General features: G+C 68.4%; 16 protein-coding genes, 1 tRNA gene and 1 pseudogene. 10 read left to right on the top strand and 8 right to left on the bottom strand.

All coding sequences use genetic code 11. The features are described from left to right. Window positions 1–1,002: 1,002 nt before the first annotated feature. From OGH68_RS18215 to OGH68_RS18205, 3 genes are all read right to left on the bottom strand, one after another. The gene (locus OGH68_RS18215) at window positions 1,003–1,995 is read right to left on the bottom strand and encodes an SEC-C domain-containing protein (protein WP_264245307.1); all 993 of its coding nucleotides are present in this window, start codon (window positions 1,993–1,995) and stop codon (window positions 1,003–1,005) included. Window positions 1,996–2,212: 217 nt separating this feature from the next. Continuing rightward, the gene (locus OGH68_RS18210; RefSeq protein ID WP_264245305.1) at window positions 2,213–2,812 is read right to left on the bottom strand and encodes an ATP-binding protein; all 600 of its coding nucleotides are present in this window, start codon (window positions 2,810–2,812) and stop codon (window positions 2,213–2,215) included. Window positions 2,813–2,901: 89 nt separating this feature from the next. Beyond that, on the bottom strand, window positions 2,902–3,702 hold the full coding sequence (locus tag OGH68_RS18205; RefSeq protein ID WP_264245303.1) for a glycerophosphodiester phosphodiesterase: 801 nt from the start codon (window positions 3,700–3,702) through the stop codon (window positions 2,902–2,904). A 306-nt stretch (window positions 3,703–4,008) separates the two neighbouring features. On the opposite strand from OGH68_RS18205, the gene OGH68_RS18200 reads away from it, so the two are divergent. The 3 genes from OGH68_RS18200 to OGH68_RS18190 all read left to right on the top strand — a co-directional run bounded on the left by OGH68_RS18200 (window position 4,009) and on the right by OGH68_RS18190 (window position 6,278). Continuing rightward, on the top strand, window positions 4,009–5,595 hold the full coding sequence (locus OGH68_RS18200) for a S1C family serine protease (RefSeq protein WP_264245301.1): 1,587 nt from the start codon (window positions 4,009–4,011) through the stop codon (window positions 5,593–5,595). A 95-nt stretch (window positions 5,596–5,690) separates the two neighbouring features. After that, window positions 5,691–5,777 (top strand) — tRNA-Ser (locus tag OGH68_RS18195). A 294-nt stretch (window positions 5,778–6,071) separates the two neighbouring features. Further along, entirely contained in the window at window positions 6,072–6,278 is a 207-nt protein-coding gene (locus OGH68_RS18190; protein ID WP_264245299.1) for a hypothetical protein, read from the top strand. A gap of 237 nt (window positions 6,279–6,515) precedes the next feature. Here OGH68_RS18190 and OGH68_RS18185 read toward each other — a convergent pair whose 3' ends face one another. Continuing rightward, the gene (locus OGH68_RS18185) at window positions 6,516–6,800 is read right to left on the bottom strand and encodes a hypothetical protein (RefSeq protein WP_264245297.1); all 285 of its coding nucleotides are present in this window, start codon (window positions 6,798–6,800) and stop codon (window positions 6,516–6,518) included. A 498-nt stretch (window positions 6,801–7,298) separates the two neighbouring features. On the opposite strand from OGH68_RS18185, the gene OGH68_RS18180 reads away from it, so the two are divergent. Continuing rightward, a complete protein-coding gene (locus OGH68_RS18180) occupies window positions 7,299–8,702 on the top strand; it encodes an IS1380 family transposase (protein ID WP_413470966.1) in 1,404 nt (467 codons plus the stop codon). A 194-nt stretch (window positions 8,703–8,896) separates the two neighbouring features. Here OGH68_RS18180 and OGH68_RS18175 read toward each other — a convergent pair whose 3' ends face one another. The 3 genes from OGH68_RS18175 to OGH68_RS18165 form a co-directional block, all read right to left on the bottom strand. Next, window positions 8,897–9,340 (bottom strand): hypothetical protein, encoded by a 444-nt coding sequence (locus OGH68_RS18175; protein ID WP_264245295.1) that lies wholly within the window; start codon window positions 9,338–9,340, stop codon window positions 8,897–8,899. 175 nt (window positions 9,341–9,515) lie between these two features. Further along, complete coding sequence (locus tag OGH68_RS18170; RefSeq protein WP_264245293.1) at window positions 9,516–9,986, bottom strand: hypothetical protein; 471 nt, start codon at window positions 9,984–9,986, stop codon at window positions 9,516–9,518. A 71-nt stretch (window positions 9,987–10,057) separates the two neighbouring features. After that, entirely contained in the window at window positions 10,058–10,651 is a 594-nt protein-coding gene (locus tag OGH68_RS18165) for a hypothetical protein (protein ID WP_264245291.1), read from the bottom strand. Between the two features lie 336 nt (window positions 10,652–10,987). Between OGH68_RS18165 and OGH68_RS18160 the strand changes: the two are divergent. Both OGH68_RS18160 and OGH68_RS18155 read left to right on the top strand, forming a co-directional pair. Further along, window positions 10,988–11,746 (top strand): annotated as a pseudogene (locus tag OGH68_RS18160) (IS3 family transposase); the annotation flags it as partial. Between the two features lie 1,194 nt (window positions 11,747–12,940). Next, window positions 12,941–13,417, top strand: coding sequence for a hypothetical protein (locus tag OGH68_RS18155; RefSeq protein ID WP_264245290.1), 477 nt, complete (start codon window positions 12,941–12,943; stop codon window positions 13,415–13,417). A gap of 641 nt (window positions 13,418–14,058) precedes the next feature. Here OGH68_RS18155 and OGH68_RS18150 read toward each other — a convergent pair. Next, window positions 14,059–14,928, bottom strand: a complete 870-nt coding sequence (locus OGH68_RS18150) for a bifunctional DNA primase/polymerase (protein WP_264245288.1) — start codon at window positions 14,926–14,928, stop codon at window positions 14,059–14,061. A gap of 304 nt (window positions 14,929–15,232) precedes the next feature. Here OGH68_RS18150 and OGH68_RS18145 point away from each other — a divergent pair, with 304 nt between their 5' ends. The 4 genes from OGH68_RS18145 to OGH68_RS18130 all read left to right on the top strand — a co-directional run bounded on the left by OGH68_RS18145 (window position 15,233) and on the right by OGH68_RS18130 (window position 18,240). Further along, window positions 15,233–15,538 (top strand): hypothetical protein, encoded by a 306-nt coding sequence (locus OGH68_RS18145; RefSeq protein WP_264245286.1) that lies wholly within the window; start codon window positions 15,233–15,235, stop codon window positions 15,536–15,538. A gap of 200 nt (window positions 15,539–15,738) precedes the next feature. After that, window positions 15,739–16,638, top strand: coding sequence for a bifunctional MaoC family dehydratase N-terminal/OB-fold nucleic acid binding domain-containing protein (locus OGH68_RS18140; protein WP_264245284.1), 900 nt, complete (start codon window positions 15,739–15,741; stop codon window positions 16,636–16,638). 1 nt (window position 16,639) lies between these two features. Continuing rightward, window positions 16,640–17,074 carry a MaoC family dehydratase gene (locus tag OGH68_RS18135; RefSeq protein WP_264245282.1) on the top strand — a complete coding sequence of 145 codons (435 nt, stop codon included), beginning with the start codon at window positions 16,640–16,642 and terminating at the stop codon, window positions 17,072–17,074. Beyond that, on the top strand, window positions 17,071–18,240 hold the full coding sequence (locus OGH68_RS18130) for a lipid-transfer protein (protein WP_264245280.1): 1,170 nt from the start codon (window positions 17,071–17,073) through the stop codon (window positions 18,238–18,240). The genes OGH68_RS18135 and OGH68_RS18130 overlap by 4 nt, the downstream gene beginning before the upstream one ends. Window positions 18,241–18,339: the final 99 nt, after the last annotated feature.

Below are 18,339 nucleotides of genomic sequence, written 5' to 3'. Positions count from 1 at the left end.
GGGCACATCGGTGCGCCGCCGTCACTCGTACGGGTAGCAGCTGGGCCCGGTTGTCACGGAATTGGGCGCGCGGTCGGCCGTGCGCCCGTACTCCCCGGATATCTTCGGCCCGTCGTGACGAATTTCCCGCAGCCGGCAGGTGCCCGATGAATCTCCGCATTATCGGGCTCGCCGCAGTGGTGGTCACTGCCACGCTGGTCCCGCTCGCCGCGTCCGCGGGACCGGCGGGAACGCCGACACCGGTGGGCCGGTCCGGGCAGGGCCCTGCCGCTCGGGCGGAGGGCGGGGTCCCGGACGCAGACGCCGCCCTGCTGCCAGGGCTCGGTGCCGTCACCGGCGACGGCGGTGCGGACCCGGCCGGGTCGGACAGTCCGGGTGACGCGCACGCCGGGGCGGACGGGGCCTCCCGTATCGGCGAACGAGGCACGGGCGAAGCGTCCGGCGGCACCTCCGCACGGACGATGTCCCGATGTGGGCCGGAACTCGCCTCTCCCGGTGGCGTCGAGGCGCAGACCTGCGTACTGACGCGCGGTGGTCTGACCTGGGCCCGCACCTATTACCGCAATGCGACCGGCGAGAAATTGACGTCCGTACTCACTCTGATGGCACCGGGCGGACGTACTGTGCAGACCAACTGCGATGCAGAGGCGGGCGACGAGCCACGTACTTGCGAAACTCCTCGTGAGCCTTCGCGCGGGGCCGCTTCCGCCTACTCGGCAGTGGCTGAGTTCGCCGCTCACGACGGAACGGGTGACGGGCCGCTCCTGCTGCGATCGGGGAGCAACTCCCCACAGCGCGGGGGCCGTTGAGGCGACTGAGGTGTCGCGAAATGGAAACGCCCGGTCGCTGGCGACGGGGGATGCACCAGCGACCGGGCTTCTAGAACCGTAACAAGAGATCTGCGGTTCGCAAATTCGATCTCTCGTATTCGGACAGGGATTTACCTTCCGAATGAGCGAGTTGTGACTGGTGTCACCCGACGCCCGGCGGTAATCGTCACTCTCAGCTGAGCGTCACCTGGCGGTTGGTGAGACCGCCGCGCGCACGGCGTTCCTCCGCGGTCAGCGGAGCGTCGCTCTCCAGGGCGGCGGACAGCCGCTCGGCGAACTCGGCGGCGGGCTTCTCGCAGTCCTCGGCGCCCATCGTGGTCGGCAGGTCCCACACCGGAACCATCAGCCCGTGCGCACGGAAGGAGCCCACCAGCCGGGTCCCCTCACCGAGCGACGAACCGCCCGCGGCGTGCAGCCTGGCCAGGGCGTCGAGCAGCTGCTCCTCCGGGTGCGGCATGACCCAGCGGAGGTGGTTCTTCTCCGGGGTCTCGCACCAATAGGCGGCATCGACGCCCGAGAGCTTCACGGTCGGGATGGCTGCCGCGTTGGCACGCTCGAGGGAGGCGGCCACGTCGGGGGAGGCCTGCTCGGCCGACCCCGGCACCCAGAATTCGAAGCCGGAGTGGACGGTCGGCTCGAAAGCGGCGTCCGGGTCGAGCAGGTCCTGCAGCCGGACGCCGTCGGCCGCGGCCGTCCCGGTGGTGACCGGTGTGCCCGGGTCGGCCGTGAGAGCCCGCTGCAGGGTGCCGGCGAGGTCGCGGCTGAGGTCACCGGAGGGGGTGTCGTTCTGCAGCCCGAGCAGGACCGAACCGTCCTCGCGGCGCAGGGCGGGCCAGGCCATCGGCAGGACCGTCGCGAGCGTCACGGAAGGCACGCCCTCAGGAAGACCGCCCTTCAGGGTGAGTGCGACGGTCGCGGCGGGTACCAGCTCGCGCAGGGCCACCCAGTCGCACTCGCCCGGAAGCCCCTCGAAGGGGCGCTGGACCAGTTCGGTCACGGCATGCGAGGCGGCCCGGCCGTGACACGCCTTGTAGCGGCGGCCGGAGCCGCAGGGGCAGGGCTCGCGGGCTCCCACGACCGGAACCGGCTCATTGACGCCTGCGGCGCGGGCCCCGTTCTTGAGCTGAGGCTTCGTCGCCTTCGTCTGGGGGCGCTTCTTGGCCATGGTGTGGCTTTCTCCCGATTGCGGCGGTGCTGTGTCGGGCGCGAGCCTAGCCGTACGCCGCCGTCATGGGGGAGCAGCGGGCCCGAGGCGCTCGCCGCGTCGGCGCTCCGGCGGGTCTCGCCGTTCGTGCCGTTGCCTCCGCGTCGGCTCCGGGGCCGCTGGTCGTGGCCACACCTGGAGCCGAAGGCCGACGACGGGGTCCGGCCCGCCCTCCGCGTCAGTCCAGGTCGTCGAAGGCGTCCGCGAAGTTGAACGAGGGGCCGGCGACGCGCGCGGCGAAATCCTCGCGGCGGTGCCCTTCGGTGACGATCACCCACACCGTGACCTCACCGGTGGCGCTGTCGCGTACGCCCCACTCCTGTGCCAGCGCGCTGATGATGTTGAGCCCACGGCCACCCCGTGCGGTGACCGAGGGCGTGGCCGGAACAGGTCGGGTCGGACCGCCTCCGTCCGTCACCTCGACCGTGAGCCGCCCTGCCTTGTCCACCCGCCATGCGGCCCGTACGTCACCGTCGCCCGCGTCCCCGTGTCCCAGCGGTCTGCCGTGCCTGCACGCATTGCTGAGCAGTTCGGAAAGGATCAGCACTGCATCGTCGACGACCGATTCCGACACACCGCTGCGGAACAGCTGCTCGCGCATCATGTGTCGCGCCTTGCCCACGCCCGCAGGGCCATGGGGTACGGCCATGCTCGACGACGTGGGCACCTCCTGTGCCACCACAAACGCCACCCCCGAGACCTCCTTCGCCCCACGCCACGGTGTGAATGCCCCAATGGACTGGACCGGAAACCGGCCAAGGGGACAGCAGTGACGCACTCGACACGATCGAGCAGGTACCGAACGCGCCGGTGCACTCCCGGCGAGGCGGCCCCGGACCGTTCGAGGGGTGCCGGGGGCAGGTCGGATCAGAGCCGGCCCAGCTGGGACAGCACCTGCCTGGGGCGATTGGTGATGATGGCCTCCACACCCAGCCGCGCGCAGAGCTCGACGTCCTCCGGCTCGTTGACGGTCCACACATGGACGCGGTGGCCGCTGCGGTGGAGCCGGTCCACGTAGCCGGGATGGTTGCGCACGATCCGGATGCCGGGACCGGCGATCCGCGCGCCGCCCGGCAGCCGCCCGTCCCGCATCCGGGGTGTCATGAACTGCATCAGGTACACGGTGGGGAGGCCGGGTGCGGCCGCCGCGATCCGGTGCAGGGAGCGGGCGGAGAAGCTCATGACGCGTACCGTGGAGTCGTCCGGGGACGCCGGTGCGGCCAGGCCGAAGCGCCCGAGCAGGTGCAGCAGCCGCTCCTCGACCTGCCCGGCCCAGCGCGTGGGATGTTTCGTCTCGATGGCCAGCTCGACACGGCGACCGGAATCGGCCACCAGCTCCAGCAGGCGCTCCAGGGTGAGCACGGAGGTGAGGGACGGGTCACGCCAGTCGGGGCTCTCCACCGCGTCCTTCCAGGACCCGAAGTCGAGGGCGGCGAGCTCCGCGAGTTCGAGGGCGGAGACCGCGCCCCGCCCGTTGGACGTGCGGTTGACGCGACGGTCGTGGACGCAGACCAGATGACCGTCGGCAGTGAGCCGTACATCACACTCGAGGGCGTCGGCGCCGTCCTCGATCGCCTTGCGGTAGGCGGCCAGGGTGTGCTCGGGTGCGTCTTCCGATGCGCCGCGGTGGGCGACGACCTGAATGCTGTGCTGCCGTGCTTGGGTCACGGCGTCATGGTGTCACCGCCATGGGGTAGACGTGTGCGCGGGCATCGAAAGAACCGGTCGGCAACCGGGGCGGACAATCGGGACGGGCCATCGGGTGACCCGATGGACGCCGTGAAGGTGCGCCCGTTATGCCGGAAGTGAAGGATTGCCGGGATACACACAGGTCCTGCTTACAGTGGCCTGACGTGCTGTGGGAAAAGCTGACCGCGGACACGTGTGAAGCGGAAGCCCCGACGTGACCCGGTACCGGCCCGTGCGGATGTCCGCCGGCCGGAGACGGACGTGGAACCTGAGGAGAAGAGAGCTGTGAGCACCGAGAACGAGGGCAACGCGGTCCCGGCCGCCCCGTCCGTACCTCCTGTGCCGGGCGCCGCTCCCGAGGGATCGCCGTCCCCGGAGCCGGGAACCGGCTCGCACGACGCGGCACAGGCGGCGCAGGCGGCACACGACCCGGCACGCGATCCAGCACCCGGAACGGCGGATTCCGCCGCCTCCCACCCCTCCCCGCCTCCGCACGGACCGACGGGGGCCTCGCCGGAACAGCCCGGCCACTCCCCCGGGCCCGACGCCGCCACGGCGCCGATCCCCGTCCACGGCGGCGAGACCCCGCCGCCCGCGCCGGCTCCGGCCGGCGCTCCCGCGACTGCCCACCACGCCGGTGGCGGCTGGCCCCCGCCGCCGCCCACGCTCCCCTCTTACGGAGGCGGCAGCGGCGGTCCTGCCTGGGGAGCGCCGGCACCGGCGCAGCAGCCCCGGCGGAAGCGCGCCGGCGGCCTGGCGGCCACGGTCCTCGCGGCGGCGCTCGTCGCCGGTGGTGTCGGCGGCGGCGTCGGCTACTGGGCGGCCGAGCGCAACGACAACGGCTCCAGCTCGACCACGGTCTCCGCGACCACCCCGCAGAGCCTCAAGCGCGACCCGGGCACGGTCGCCGCGGTCGCGGCGAACGCACTGCCCAGCGTGGTCACGATCGAGGCGAAGTCGGGCGGCGCGGGCATCGAGGGCGCGGAGGGCGAGGGCGGCACGGGCACCGGCTTCGTCTTCGACAAGGAAGGCCACATCCTCACCAACAACCATGTGGTGGCCTCCGCGGCAGAGGGCGGCACCCTGTCGGTGATCTTCTCCGACGGCAAGAAGTACGACGCCGAAGTGGTCGGCCGGGCCCAAGGCTACGACGTGGCCGTCCTGAAGCTGAAGAACACCCCCTCCGGCATCGACCCGCTGCCCCTCGGCGACTCCGAGAAGGTCGCGGTCGGGGACTCGACCATCGCGATCGGCGCGCCCTTCGGGCTGTCCAACACCGTCACCACCGGCATCATCAGCGCCAAGAACCGCCCGGTCGCCTCCGGCGACGGCTCGAGCGGCAAGAACTCGTACATGAGCGCGCTGCAGACCGACGCGTCGATCAACCCGGGCAACTCCGGCGGCCCGCTGCTGGACTCGCGGGGCGCGGTCATCGGCATCAACTCGGCCATCCAGTCGGCGGGCAACGGCGGCTTCGGCCAGACCCAGGCCGGCTCCATCGGCCTCGGGTTCGCCATCCCGATCAACCAGGCGAAGACGGTCGCGGCTCAGCTGATCAAGACGGGCCAGCCGGTCTACCCGGTGATCGGCGCCACGGTCGACATGTCCGAGCAGGGCTCGGGCGCGCGCATCACGGAAGAGGGCGCGGGCGGCACCCCGGCAGTGACCCCGAACGGTCCGGCCGCGGAGGCCGGGCTCAAGCCGGGCGACCTCATCACCAGGTTCAACGGCAAGCCGATCGACAGCGGACCGACCCTGATCAGCGAGATCTGGACCCACAAGCCGGGCGACAAGGTCGCCATGACCTACGAACGGGACGGCAAGTCCCACAAGGTGGAGCTCGTCCTCGGCGAACGCAAGGGCGACAGCTGACCCACCCCACACACCCCCGTCCCGGAACGCTGCTGCGCCCGACGACGTCGGCCCGGTAGTCTGTACCCGCTCCGCAGCAGGTGAGGCGGGGCGTGGGTGGGTTGCCCGAGCGGCCTAAGGGAACGGTCTTGAAAACCGTCGTGGCAGCGATGTCACCGTGGGTTCAAATCCCACACCCACCGCAGATGAACGGCCCCTGACCAGGCAACACGGTCAGGGGCCGTCCGCTTGAGCGTTGTCTGCCGGCTACCGCTGTTCCCCGCTGTTTCCATACTGAACGGGCACGGTAGGGGCACGGCCGCGTCTTGTACCACCCCGGCCATGACCAGGGCCGTCTCGCCTGGTGGGCAAACGGGTGCTCCACGGCTTCCCTTCGTCACCGCATCGCTGCAACGGGGAACGGATCGATGCGGATGCCGACATCAAGTCGGCACAACACAACGGCAGAGAGGAACCGCACGATGGAGACATCTGAGATGGAGAGCAAAGTCCAGAAGCTGGAGACGGGTCTGGCGGTGCAGGAGGCCGCCATGGCGGGAGCGCAGGCGACTCAGGCGGCGACGCAGGCAGGGATGACCTCTACATTCGCCGCTACCCAAAGCGGAACGTGGGCCGTGATGGCCACGGGCAGCGCCGCGCTGGTGGTGGGAATCTTCCTCGGTATGGCCATCGCCAAGCACTGAGGGTAGGTCCCGTCCTACGCGCCGCAACCGTCTGGCGTTGGGTCGCCCCCGTCGACTACAGGCGGGGGCGGTTCGTTACGCAGTTACCTTGATTCCTGGGGCCAACTCACGTCAGTGGTGACCGCGGCCTTCCCGGGATCACCCGCCTGCCCGTGGAGGCGGGGTGTGCTGGCCATTGCAAGCCATGCATCACGGCTTCTTGCGTGTCGGCCGCTGGTTTAACGGGTTGCCGACGGCTCAGGAGTCGTAGTGGTCGCGGCTTCCGGACTTGGCCAGTCCTCGGCTGATCATGTAGCCGACGGTCAGAAACACGATGTACAGCCAGGCGCGGTCGGCACGGAAGTAGTCGACGTGGTTGTCTTCGGTGCCCACGACCATGGAGGCGATCAGAACGGCGATCACGCAGGCGATGTAGACGAAGAATTCCGTCGTCTTCAGGGCCGACTTCGTCTCTGTAGTCAGGCGACGTGTCCCTGGGTCGGCGCTGGTGCGGCGGCCGGGGGTGGGGTCCGAAGTGGACATGGCATGCATCCCTTCCTTGGTGGTGCGAAGCACTTGGTGCACTCCACGGAGAAAGACTGCGTCAAGATCGGCGCTGCCCTCGTCACGATTACCCCACGCTAGAGAGATAAACGTGCCTTAAGTTGACATTGACTCTTTTTTCCACCGGGCTCGTCTCGTCGGGGTCGCTCTAAGGGCTGCCTGCGTCTCCGCCTGGCGGTCGTCTGAGTCCCGAGGCTGACCCTCGGAGGTTGGTGTAGCGGCTTTGGGCGGGAGCTGCCATGGGGCGAGAGATCGGGGCCCGTAAGCTTCCCGCGACTCGGGCAGTCTCTGGACCTGCCCGCAATAGCCCGATGTGGGCCCCGATCTTCGAGGCTCGCCCCATGGTGGCTGCCTAACCTGCGCGTTTCACTTGCCGCCGTGTCCGGATCTTGACCGGAAACGCGAAAGTGCCCTCTGAGCTGGGAAGATGAGGCTTGTCGAAGGTCTCTGTCATCCCAGCAGGAAGGCACTTTCTGCGTGCACACTACCGGGTCGCGCCCCAAGCTCGTCGTCTCGGCCGACGGCCACGGGGTGGTCGCCCATGCCGGTTCCCGTCTGCTGGCCGATCTCGCTGACGCCACCGGCCTGACCGACGCGTTCACCGACGCGCTGCGCCGCCTGCGGCCACGCGGCACCGGACACAACCCGGGCAGGATCGCGGTAGACGTGGCGGTGATGCTCGCGGACGGCGGCGAAGCCATCGCCGACTTGGCCCTACTGCGTGACCAGGCCGAGGTGTTCGGCCCGGTGGCCTCTACCCCGACCGCCTGGCGCCTCCTGGCCGGCATCGACCACACGGCACTGGCAGCGCTGCGCACGGCCCGAGCTGCAGCGCGCGAGGTCGCCTGGCTGCAGGCCGCCGAGACAGACAGCGGCATACCCGCGGCCCAGGCCGGCGGGCGGGACCTGCCCGGGCTGGTCATTGATATGGATGCCACCCTGGTCACCTGCCACTCCGAGAAAGAGCAGGCCGCAGCCACCTACAAGCGGGGCTTCGGCTACCACCCGCTGTTGTGCTTCCTGGACAACACCGGCGAAGCCCTGGCCGGACTGCTGCGGCCAGGAAACGCCGGCGCCAACACCGCCGCCGACCACATCACCGTCCTCGATGCGGCGCTCGCCCAGATCCCCGACGACCGCCGCCACGGCACCCCCATCCTCGTCCGCACCGACAGCGCCGGAGGAGCCAAAGCGTTCCTGGCCCACCTGCGGGCCCTGCGCGCCCGAGGCGTCCACACATCCTTCTCGGTCGGACATCCCGTCACCGAACCGGTCCGCCGCGCGATCCGCGCCCTGCCCGATGAGGTCTGGCACCCCGCGCTGGAGCAAGACGGCACCCTGCGCACCGGCGCCGAGGTCGCCGAGCTGACCGGCATGGTCGACCTGGACGGCTACCCCGATGGCACCCGGATCATCGTCCGCCGCGAGCGCCCGCACCCCGGCGCCCAACTGTCCGTGTTCGACCTCGACGAGGGCATGCGCCACCAGGTCTTCCTGACCGACACCCCCTACGGCGAAGGCTCGCTGCAACACCTGGAGGTCCGCCACCGAGCGCACGCACGCGTCGAGGACCGCATCCGCTGCGGAAAGACCACCGGCTTCGGCCGCTTTCCCTCCCGCCACTTCACCCTCAACCAAGCGTGGCTGGAGCTGTCACTGGCCGCCACCGACCTGCTCGCCTGGGCCCAGACCCTGCTGCTGGAAGGAGAGTTGGCCACCGCCGAGCCGAAGAAGCTGCGCTACCGGCTGCTGCACGCAGCCGCCCGCATCACTCGCGGCGGCCGCCGCCTTCGCCTGCGGATCGCCGCGGCCTGGCCCTGGCGGCACGAACTCATCAACGCCTTCGCGCGCCTCACGGCACTACCGCGACCAGCCACCTGACCTGCTGCACTGTCCCTGCCCGCCCACCACCAAGGAACCCGTTGGAGAGCCCGGCCCGAGCGTCGGGCCCAAGCCATGCCCACTCACCGACCAGGGCCCGACAGCACCAGTCCTCCGCCATCACCCCAGCTCAACCACTCGAAGCGAAAGGGGGAGGCTAAAGCCGTGGAGCCGACCGCCTCAGCCACTGTTGCCTACACCTCTGCCGTGGCCTCGCCCGCAGCCAGGTGCTCAAGCCCCAGCTTGGCCAGTCGACGGATGGCGCTGGGTTGCCGGCCGAACTCCGCGGCCAGGTCGGCCGGGTCCTTCGAACCATCGCGGTACATGGCAAGCAGGCGCTCTTCGTCTTCTGGCGACCAGGGCTGGTAAGCATTGGGATACTTGGCGCGCACAGCTGCGGGGTCCTTGGGCTGGCGGACGCCGCCACGTAGCTCTGCCGGAGCGAGGGTGGCGATGTCGGACAGCGGATACCGGCCGGATTCGACTCCTGCGAGCCACAGAACGGCATGGTCGTCTTCGAAGGTGATCAGGTCAGCGGCAACGTTGACGGCCCGACGCAGGCAGTCATCATCGTCTGGATCCGGCAGGAAGTCGGTGAACGTGACGCGGATGATTGGCTGTGAGTGGCTGGTCCCCATGCAATGCAGCCTGGCTGAGCGTGATCGTCCACGGAAGTGCCTGTTGCGCCATTGCGGCCCGCCTGCGGGCGAGGGTCGACCGGGCGAAGACAGATGTCGGCCCCGCCCGCTGAGGGCGGGCCGCACCGCGCTGTGCGCGGTGACTTGATCGAGGTAGAGAAACCTGTAACAGGTCTTACTGCTGCCAGGCGCTGCGGGGAATGCCCAGATCGATCCGGGCCTGTTCGTGGTAGGCGTTCATCAGGGCCACCAGATCCCCCTGCACCGGCATGCCGTCGTTGTTGCGAGTCGCGATCTCCTCCTGCCATAGGACGAGGTTGACCTCGTGGGCGGCCTTGATCGCTGCTGGCGAGGCCAGGAGCACCAAGGTCTCGAAGAGCACCGAGCGCCTCAGCTCGGCCGCCTCCATCGCTGCGAAATATTCTGTGTGCGTCTCCGTTCCCGCCACCGCTTGCCGGGCCCGTTTCGCGGTACTGGATATTTCTTTCACGCATGAGGCGTACTCGATGTACGTGTCGAGCTTGCGTTCGTCCCAGCGGGTCGTCATGGCCCGTTGGTGCCGGGCACGCTCGGCCATGCTCGTGGCCAGAAATGAGGTCAGGGCACCAATGAGGACGCCGACGAGCGTCACTATCTGAGTGATCATGGCGCTGAACCTAGCCGCTTGCCGCAGGCCATTGGGCAACCGCTCTTGGTGCAGAGTCCGTTGGCGAACACTTAGCTTGCGCGACTCAGCGCGGTCAGGTGATCCAGGTACTCCCGGCCCGTCGACTCATTGGCGAAGTCCCGATTGACGATCGCTGCCAGCTCGCGGCTGACCATGAGCAGGGACGGCAGGGACTGCCGGTCGCCCTTCAGCGCCCACTCGCCGTAGTTCACGGCCTGGTCCAGGTCACCCTGCCTGGCTGCGACCACGCCCAGCGTGATCCTCGCCTCCGCCATGCGCATCGGCGATCGCTCGGACCCGTCGAAGTCGGTACCCGCCCGGATCACCTCATGGGCGAGGTTCTCGGCGAACCGGTCCTCTCCGAGCAGCCGATAACAGTCCATCGCGTAGAAGTCGAACTTCGCCGGGTCCACCACAAAGTGGTGATCCAGGTTCTCGGGATACGGCATCCCCTCGAGGAGCTTGCGCCCCCGGTCCAACGCCACCTCGGTCTGTCGCCGGTCACCCAGCCTCGCCCAACCCTTCGCCTCCTGGGCGGCGAGCTGCACGGCCACGCCATGCGCGGGAGCCGACTCCGTCCCGGCCTGGGACGCCGCGAGGATGCCGCGGTAGTCACCGGTCGTCAGGGCGAACCAGGCACGCATCTCGTGCGCCCAACCGGAGATCTCCGCATTCCCGGACTCACGAGCTAAAGACAAGGCCAGGCAGCAGGAACCGGCTCCCGATGCGGAACTTACGGTGAACGAGCGAGCGCGCCTGAAGGAACTCGAACGACGCAACCGCGAACTGGAGATGGAAGTTACCTTCCTGAAGAAAGCCGCAGCGTACTTCGCGAAGGACCCCCGGTAGCAAGCAAGTACGAGTTCATCGACGAGATGCGACTCGACACCGAGGAGTACGCATACAGCGTCGAGTTCATGTGCGGCCGGCTCGGCGTCTCCAGATCCGGCTACTACGACTGGTGATCCCGCCCGGAATCCGCAACGGCCCAGCGGCGCGACGAACTGAAACGGCTCGTCGAGAAAGCCCTCGACATGTCCGACGGCACTTACGGCCACCGGCGCATCCATGCCCAGATGGACCGCTGGGGCGTCACCGCGGGCCTGGAACTGGTCCGCCGGCTCATGCGCGAGCTGGGCCTGGTGCCCTGCCAGCCGAGGCCGAGGAGGTTCAACCTCACCAAGGCCACGGCCGCCCAAATGCCGGACCTCGTCGGCCGCAACTTCACCGCTGACGCACCCGGTGAAAAACTCGTCGGCGATATCACTTACATCGCGACCGGGGAAGGCTGGCCGTACCTCGCAACGGTCATCGACTGCTGCACGAAGGAAGTCATCGGTTATGCCATGGACGATCACTACCAAACCCCGTTGATATCCAGGGCGATCCGCAACGCGGCACGCAATAGGATCCTCTCGGCCGGTGCGATATTTCACTCCGACCGCGGAAGCAACTACATGTCAGCGGAGTTCGGGAAGACGCTCGACCGGCTCGGGCTCCGCAGATCTTCCGGCCGCACCGTAATCTGTTTCGACAACGCCATGGCCGAATCATTCTTCGGCGCCCTGAAGAACGAGCGTGTATCAAGAGTGACTTATCTGACCCGCGAGGCCGCCCGGCAGGACATCACTCGCTACATCGAATTCTGGTATAATCGCAAACGCCTCCACCCGGCGGTGGGTTACCGCCCTCCATGCGAAGTCCACACCGAGTACGAGAAGTTGCGAATCGCCGCGTGAAATCAACGGTCGGACACCTGTCCGGAATACGCGAGGCCCCTCACCGCCCAACGTTGTGCTTTACCGGGCAGGTCCACAGACTGCCCGATGCGCCGGAAGCTTACGGGGCCACCAAAGCAGCGCCACCCCAAAGCCGCTCCGCCGACCTTGTCCCTACACCAGCCGGCCAGCCAGTCGCACCCTCCTGCCGTTTGACCCACTATTCGCAGCTCATCCATTCGGAGGTACGGACGCGTCCGATTCGTCACCCACAGGCATGTGGGTCAGCATGCTCCACATTTAGTTTCCACTCATCTCACGTAGTCAAGCGCGATTCCGCGCTAAACATTAATTTCACCCAGGTCGAGAGCGCGCCGGCGTACCCCATCCGCCATGTACGACCCGATGAGACACGGAAGGACAATTCCGCGTACTGATCACTGCGGACAAGCTTTCCCTTATCGCCAAACTTGGAGACGGCTCGACTGCAACCACACCGGACCGAACGCTCAACTCCCGTCCCGGACTCGGCAACCAGGACCGATCCACTCATTTGGTCAGCCGTTGTCAGGCGCCGTCGGACATGCCGAAGGCTTTCTTTATGAGCAGCTTCAGTTCGACGCGCCGTTGGGCCGTCGCGGATTCCGGGTGGGATCGCCAGTCATAGTAGTGAGATCTGGATACGCCGAGTCGACGCCACATGAACTCGACGCTGTGCGCGCACTCCTGGGTGTCTAGCCATATCTCGCCGATGAAACGCGTACTTGCCTGCTATCAGGGATCTTTCGTGAAGTACGCTGCCGCTATTCCAGGAAGGTAACTCCCGTCTCCAGCTCGTGATTGCGTCGTTCGAGTTCCTTCAGGCGCGCCCGCTCGCTCACCTTCAGTTCCGCGTTGGATCCGCTGAGTCACGTTGACAGCGACCGCCTTCGATGGTGCTTCCCGTGTTCCAGGTCGAGAAAGTTACATATTCTATTGATGCGTTAATCAATCCCCCGAATTGCGGATCCGGGTCATCGGCCTAAGAATGGATGTCGGGGCCGAGTCGCCTACCTGAGCAGGTTTATATTTTCTTGTCAGGGAGTGGCCGACAACTTCTCATCTGCGCAGACGCCTCCTGTCCGGGCATCTTCCTGGCCTGGTTTGACTTAGGGCACCCATGAACCAGTTATCCGACTGGCCAGGTATCCGATCACGCCAGAGAAAGGACTGACCATGACTCAAACTCTCACTAGAGAAGAACTCGGCCCCACGCAGTCTCTTGCGCAGCAGGCCACGATGAACGCCCTGGGTGTTCGAGTCGGGGCAAGTGAGGTGGAAAGCTTCCTGGAGAAGCTGGCTAGCGCCTCTGTGCCTGCACCGATCGGTGCGACGGCAGACGTGAAGATCGCAGTCTGGGGCAAAGTGCAGGTCACGCCGGACGGCCAACCATGGCTGTACGACCACACCATCTGGGGCGGCCCTGCTTACTTCGGCAGCTCCGTCGGGTTCATGTACACGGCCTACGACAGTTGGGACGCGTTCTTCCAGGACGTCACCTCGGTACACGTGCAGGGTGTCGATGTAGGCGGTGGCCTGCTTCAGGCGAACTGGTTCAGGAGCGACGGCCTACCGGTTGGCCAGTTCAACGGCGTGGCCGCGGGAGGGGGCCTCGTAGAGGCGGGCGGCTCGGGCAAGTGGGAGCACACATAGCCTGAGTGGCCGGTTGCAGGAGGGTGAAGGGACCGTGTGATGGTTGCTTCACCCTCCCAGGTCAAGGGCCACTACATCGCGCTTTCATGAAGCATTCATGAAGAGGGGTGTCCGGCAGGTGATCAGGTAAGCGAAAAACTGCCGGAACGGTTCCAATGCGGCACAGTACAGCAGTGGAGTACAGCAACCACCGCGACCGCGACCGACCACAAATGGCCCCAGTGACCGCACGACCAGCGTCTTGGACCGCAATGACCGTGCCGCCGGTAGTTCGTATTGGGGGGCGTGGTGCCTGGGCGGCTCATCGTGGCCAACCTCTGGCCAGGAAGACCCCGTGATGAGGGCGGCGCGGGTCGTCTGTCGAGGTCAGTGCGTTGTTTGGACGGTAGGTGGACTGGTCTTGAAAACCGTCGTGGCGCGAGTCACCGTGGGTTCAAATCCCACACCCACCGCCAGGCGGAACGGCCCCTGACCAGGAGACCCGGTCAGGGGCCGTTCGCGTGTCCGGGGCCCGGGTCCGGTGAGCTGTGCAGCCGGCTTTGCCGGGCCTCACCCCGACGGGCCTCGTTTCGGCGTCGGGCTCGACCGTGACGACCCCCGGTGCGGAGGCCGCGTGCGCGGTCGACACCGGGCGGGCCGGGTCAGCGGGTGCCGCGGCCCGTGGTGAGGCGGGCGGCGGAGGCGATGGTGGCCTCGGCCTCGCGTTCTGTGAGGCCGGCGTGGACCGCCGCGTCGGTGAGGGCGGCCGTCAGGGTGTCGCCGAGACCGTTCTCGTAGGCACGGCAGGCCGCCCAGAACAGCCGGGTGTTGCGCTGGCCCTCCTGAGCCCCGAGGACGAACTGGACCAGCCCGTGTCCGTCTCCGTGGGCCGGTCCCCGCCTGGAGCGGGGGCGCGCGGGGGGTGTGATCAGGCGCAGGAGGGCGCGGGGGCAGGGGGCCGGCGGGAGGTGCGCCGTGCCGGGGGCCAGGCGGTAGGCGCCGTGGGCGGTGACCGAGCCCGGGCCGACGAGGTAGCCGCCGGTGCCGCGGACGTCTATGCCGGGGGCGAGCCGGCCGGCCGAGTTGGGGACGACCGTGTCGGGTGGGCCGGTGAGCCAGAGGTGGCGCCCACCGCTCGGGGTGAGGACCGTGACCGTCTCCGGGATGGTGAACAGGTGGCGCAGCGCCAGGTGTTGCAGCTCGGCCATGGAGTCGGTCGACGACTTGGTGTCGAGGTCGATGCCGATCAGGTGGTGCGGTGGACGCCCGCACGCGATGCCGTAGCCCGTGGCCCACGGGGCGGCCGCGAACAGAGCGCGCACGCCCGCCGGGTCGGTGATGGCGTCGTGGACGCCGTGGCCCGGGAGCCCGCATTCGCCTCGGCACAGGACCGGGTCCGGATCACCACGGTGGGGGGAGCGCAGGGCGGGGAGTTTGGTGGCGGACAGGGGGATGACGGGGAGCCCGCGCTCCGCGGCGGAGAGAGCGTGGGCGAGGGCCAGGGTGGCGGTCTGCCGGGCAGTGATGGCCATGGGTCTATGTTCGTACAGGAGTTCGAATAAAGGAAGAGGGGAGGGTGTCGCAAAAGGTGCAGAAACGCTTCATCCCGGGCGTGGCGCGGCTCGCGTGTTCTGTTGCTCGGTGACACGCCGGGGGTAATGAGGGGGTTTATCGACATGTCCTCACGCTTGCGAGCGAATCGCCCCTTCCAGGGTGGTTCGCCGGGGATCGCGTGGGCAATTCTGATCTCGCGACGTCGTGATCGAGTCGGGTGCGGATGGCCAACCGCCCCGGAGTCCGCAGCACTTGAGCAGTTCCCGTTCATGGAGGAATGACATGGCAAGCATCCGTTCCGCCCGCGTTCTCGCCGTTGCCGCCGCCCTGCCCCTCGCGTTCTCCCTGCTCGGCGGGGTCGCCCAGGCGGACAACGGCGGCTTCGCGGACGACGGGTCGAACGCGTCGGTGGCGACGATCACCGGCAGCGGCGTCGGCGGCAGCAACTTCGGCAACTCGTCCACCACCCAGCAGTCGGCGACCGGGTCCGGCGCCAGTATTCAGAGCAGTACCGCCGGCGCCGGCGGACTCGGTTTCACGGTCATCGACCAGGACAACGTGACCGTGAACTTCTGGCCGCTGTGGTGACGGCCGGCCCGAGGGGAGGCTGAGCAAGGGGACGATCGTCTGCGCGGCGGTGCTTGGGGGCGCCGCCGCCCAGGCGTAGCCAAGGGGCTCGGGGAGGCGTCGGGGGCGGGTGCGGACGGTGGGGTTGGCGCTCGCGACCTTGACATCCAACAGGGAGCTGACGGACAGTCAGGTTCTGCAGAGGGGCGGAAGGGGGAGCGGTGACCGACGAGTTGTACGCACGGCTGAAGACGTACGAGGGGCGGGCCGCCGCGACCTCGGGCGTCGGCAAGGATCGCGTCAACGAGCCGATGATCAGGCACTGGTGCGAGGCGATGGGGGACGGCAACCCGGCGTATGCCGGGCCGGACGCCGTCGCCCCGCCGACGATGCTCCAGGTCTGGACGATGGGTGGTCTGTCGGGTCACACCGGCCGGGCCGCGGCGCAGGACGAGCTGTTCGAGCTGCTCGACGGCGCCGGTTACACCTCGGTGGTGGCGACCGACTGCGAGCAGGAGTATCTGCGGCCGCTGCGGCCGGGGGACCGGGTCACCTACGACGCGGTGATCGAGTCCGTGTCCGAGCGCAAGACGACCAAGCTGGGCACGGGTTACTTCATCACCACGCGGATGGACGTACGGGCGGGCGGCGAGCCGGCGGGCACACATCGCTTCCGGATCCTCAAATACACGCCCCGGGCCCGGAAGCCGAAGGGAAGCCGCCCGCGCCCGGTCGTCAACAGGGACAACGCGGGCTTCTGGGAGGGAGTGGCCGAGCACCGGCTGCTCATCCAGCGCTGCGGCGGGTGCGGAACGCTGCGTTTCCCGTGGCTGCCCGGGTGCGGCCGCTGCGGATCGCCGGACTGGGACACGGTGGAGGCGAGCGGCTCGGGAAGCGTCTTCTCCTACGTGGTCATGCACCATCCGCCGTTCCCGGCGTTCGACCCCCCGTTCGCGGTGGGGCTGATCGAGCTGGCAGAGGGGGTGCGGATCGTCAGCAACGTGGTGGGGATCCCTCCCGACAGGGTGCGGGTCGGGATGCCGGTGGAGCTGGAATTCAGCCGCATCGACGGTGAGTTCGAGCTGCCGGTCTTCCGGGGCGTACAAGGAGGTGTCGGCTGACATGGAACGCGGCCCCCTCGGTGCCGGGACGGCGCTGCCTTCCCTCGCCGTGCCGGTGACCCGGACGCTGATCGTCGCCGGAGCCATCGCCTCGCGCGACTTCCAGGATGTGCACCACGACGCGGAGCTCGCCAAGGAGAAGGGCTCTCCGGACATTTTCATGAACATCCTGACGACGAACGGTCTGGTGGGCCGGTACGTCACCGACTTCTTCGGGGAGCGGGCCGTGTTGCGCAAGGTGGCGATACGGCTCGGCGCCCCCAACCACCCGGGCGACACGATGGTGCTGAGCGGCATGGTCGGCGCGTTCGACGGCACGACCGCCGAGGTCCGGATCGTCGGCGCCAACAGTCTCGGCAACCATGTCACCGGCACGGTGACGGTCACGCTCCCGAAGGAATTCCAGGAACCGGCGGAACCGGAGGAAGGCGTGTGACCATCCGCGACCGGGACGCGCTCGGCGGCAGGGCGGCCGTCGTCGGCATCGGGGCGACCGAGTTCTCGAAGGACTCCGGGCGCAGTGAGCTGAAGCTCGCCGTCGAGGCCGTACGGGCGGCGGTGGACGATGCCGGCCTCTCCCCCGCGGACGTGGACGGCATGGTCACGTTCACCATGGACACCAGCCCTGAGATCACCGTCGCGCAGGCCGCGGGCATCGGGGAACTGTCGTTCTTCTCCCGGGTCCACTACGGAGGGGGTGCGGCCTGCGCCACCGTGCAGCAGGCCGCGCTGGCGATCGCCGCCGGGGTCGCCGATGTCGTTGTCTGCTACCGGGCGTTCAACGAGCGCTCCGGCCGGCGTTTCGGTTCCGGTGTGCAGCATCGTGAACCGTCCGCGGAGGGCGCGGCGCTCGGCTGGAACCTTCCGTTCGGGCTGCTCACCCCCGCGTCCTGGGTCGCGATGGCCGCCCGTCGCTATCTGCACGTGTACGGGCTGACGCCCGACGCCTTCGGTCATGTCGCCGTCACCGGCCGGCGTCACGCGGCCACCAATCCCGCGGCGTACTTCCACGGCCGCCCGATCACCCCGGCCGACCACGCCGCCTCCCGGTGGATCGTGGAACCGCTGCGGCTGCTGGACTGCTGCCAGGAGACCGACGGCGGCCAGGCGCTCGTCGTCACCAGTGTGGAGCGGGCCCGTGACCTGCCACGCCCGCCGGCGGTGGTGCTCGCCGCGGCGCAGGGTGCCGGCCGTGCCCAGGAGCAGATGACCAGCTTCTACCGGGACGAGCTGACCGGCCTGCCCGAGATGGGGGTCGTCGCCCGGCAGTTGTGGCGGACCTCGGGGCTCGCCCCGGCCGACATCGACGTGGGGATCATCTACGACCACTTCACTCCGTTCGTGCTGATGCAGCTGGAGGAGTTCGGCTTCTGCGGGCCCGGTGAGGGGGCCGACTTCGTGGCCGGTGACGTGCTGTCGCTCAACACCCATGGAGGGCAGCTGGGAGAGGCGTATCTGCACGGGATGAACGGCATCGCGGAAGCGGTCAGACAGCTGCGCGGCACGTCGGTGAACCAGATACCGGGCGCGGCCACCGCGCTGGTCACCGCGGGCACCGGTGTGCCGACGTCGGGACTGGTTCTCGGGGCCGCTCCCGGGTAGGCCCCTGGGGGTGTCCTCCACCTTCAGGAGGTGCGGCTCCCGTCGGCCCTACAACCTGAGGGGGACAACGCTTCGGGACCTGGGGCCGATCCGCGACAG

Origin of the sequence: Streptomyces peucetius (assembly GCF_025854275.1) — a bacterium.
GTDB classification, from domain to species: domain Bacteria; phylum Actinomycetota; class Actinomycetes; order Streptomycetales; family Streptomycetaceae; genus Streptomyces; species Streptomyces peucetius_A.
Note: the sequence above shows the minus strand (reverse complement) of the source record. Positions and strands in the feature narration are given on the sequence as shown.

Coding starts and splice junctions, on each gene's coding strand:
- OGH68_RS18150 (WP_264245288.1), bottom strand. CDS start 14,928: ATGGCCATCACTGCCCGGCAGACCGCCACCCTGGCCCTCGCCCACGCT.
- OGH68_RS18165 (WP_264245291.1), bottom strand. CDS start 10,651: ATGCGTGCCTGGTTCGCCCTGACGACCGGTGACTACCGCGGCATCCTC.
- OGH68_RS18170 (WP_264245293.1), bottom strand. CDS start 9,986: ATGATCACTCAGATAGTGACGCTCGTCGGCGTCCTCATTGGTGCCCTG.
- OGH68_RS18145 (WP_264245286.1), top strand. CDS start 15,233: ATGGCAAGCATCCGTTCCGCCCGCGTTCTCGCCGTTGCCGCCGCCCTG.
- OGH68_RS18155 (WP_264245290.1), top strand. CDS start 12,941: ATGACTCAAACTCTCACTAGAGAAGAACTCGGCCCCACGCAGTCTCTT.
- OGH68_RS18215 (WP_264245307.1), bottom strand. CDS start 1,995: ATGGCCAAGAAGCGCCCCCAGACGAAGGCGACGAAGCCTCAGCTCAAG.
- OGH68_RS18135 (WP_264245282.1), top strand. CDS start 16,640: ATGGAACGCGGCCCCCTCGGTGCCGGGACGGCGCTGCCTTCCCTCGCC.
- OGH68_RS18185 (WP_264245297.1), bottom strand. CDS start 6,800: ATGTCCACTTCGGACCCCACCCCCGGCCGCCGCACCAGCGCCGACCCA.
- OGH68_RS18190 (WP_264245299.1), top strand. CDS start 6,072: ATGGAGAGCAAAGTCCAGAAGCTGGAGACGGGTCTGGCGGTGCAGGAG.
- OGH68_RS18175 (WP_264245295.1), bottom strand. CDS start 9,340: ATGGGGACCAGCCACTCACAGCCAATCATCCGCGTCACGTTCACCGAC.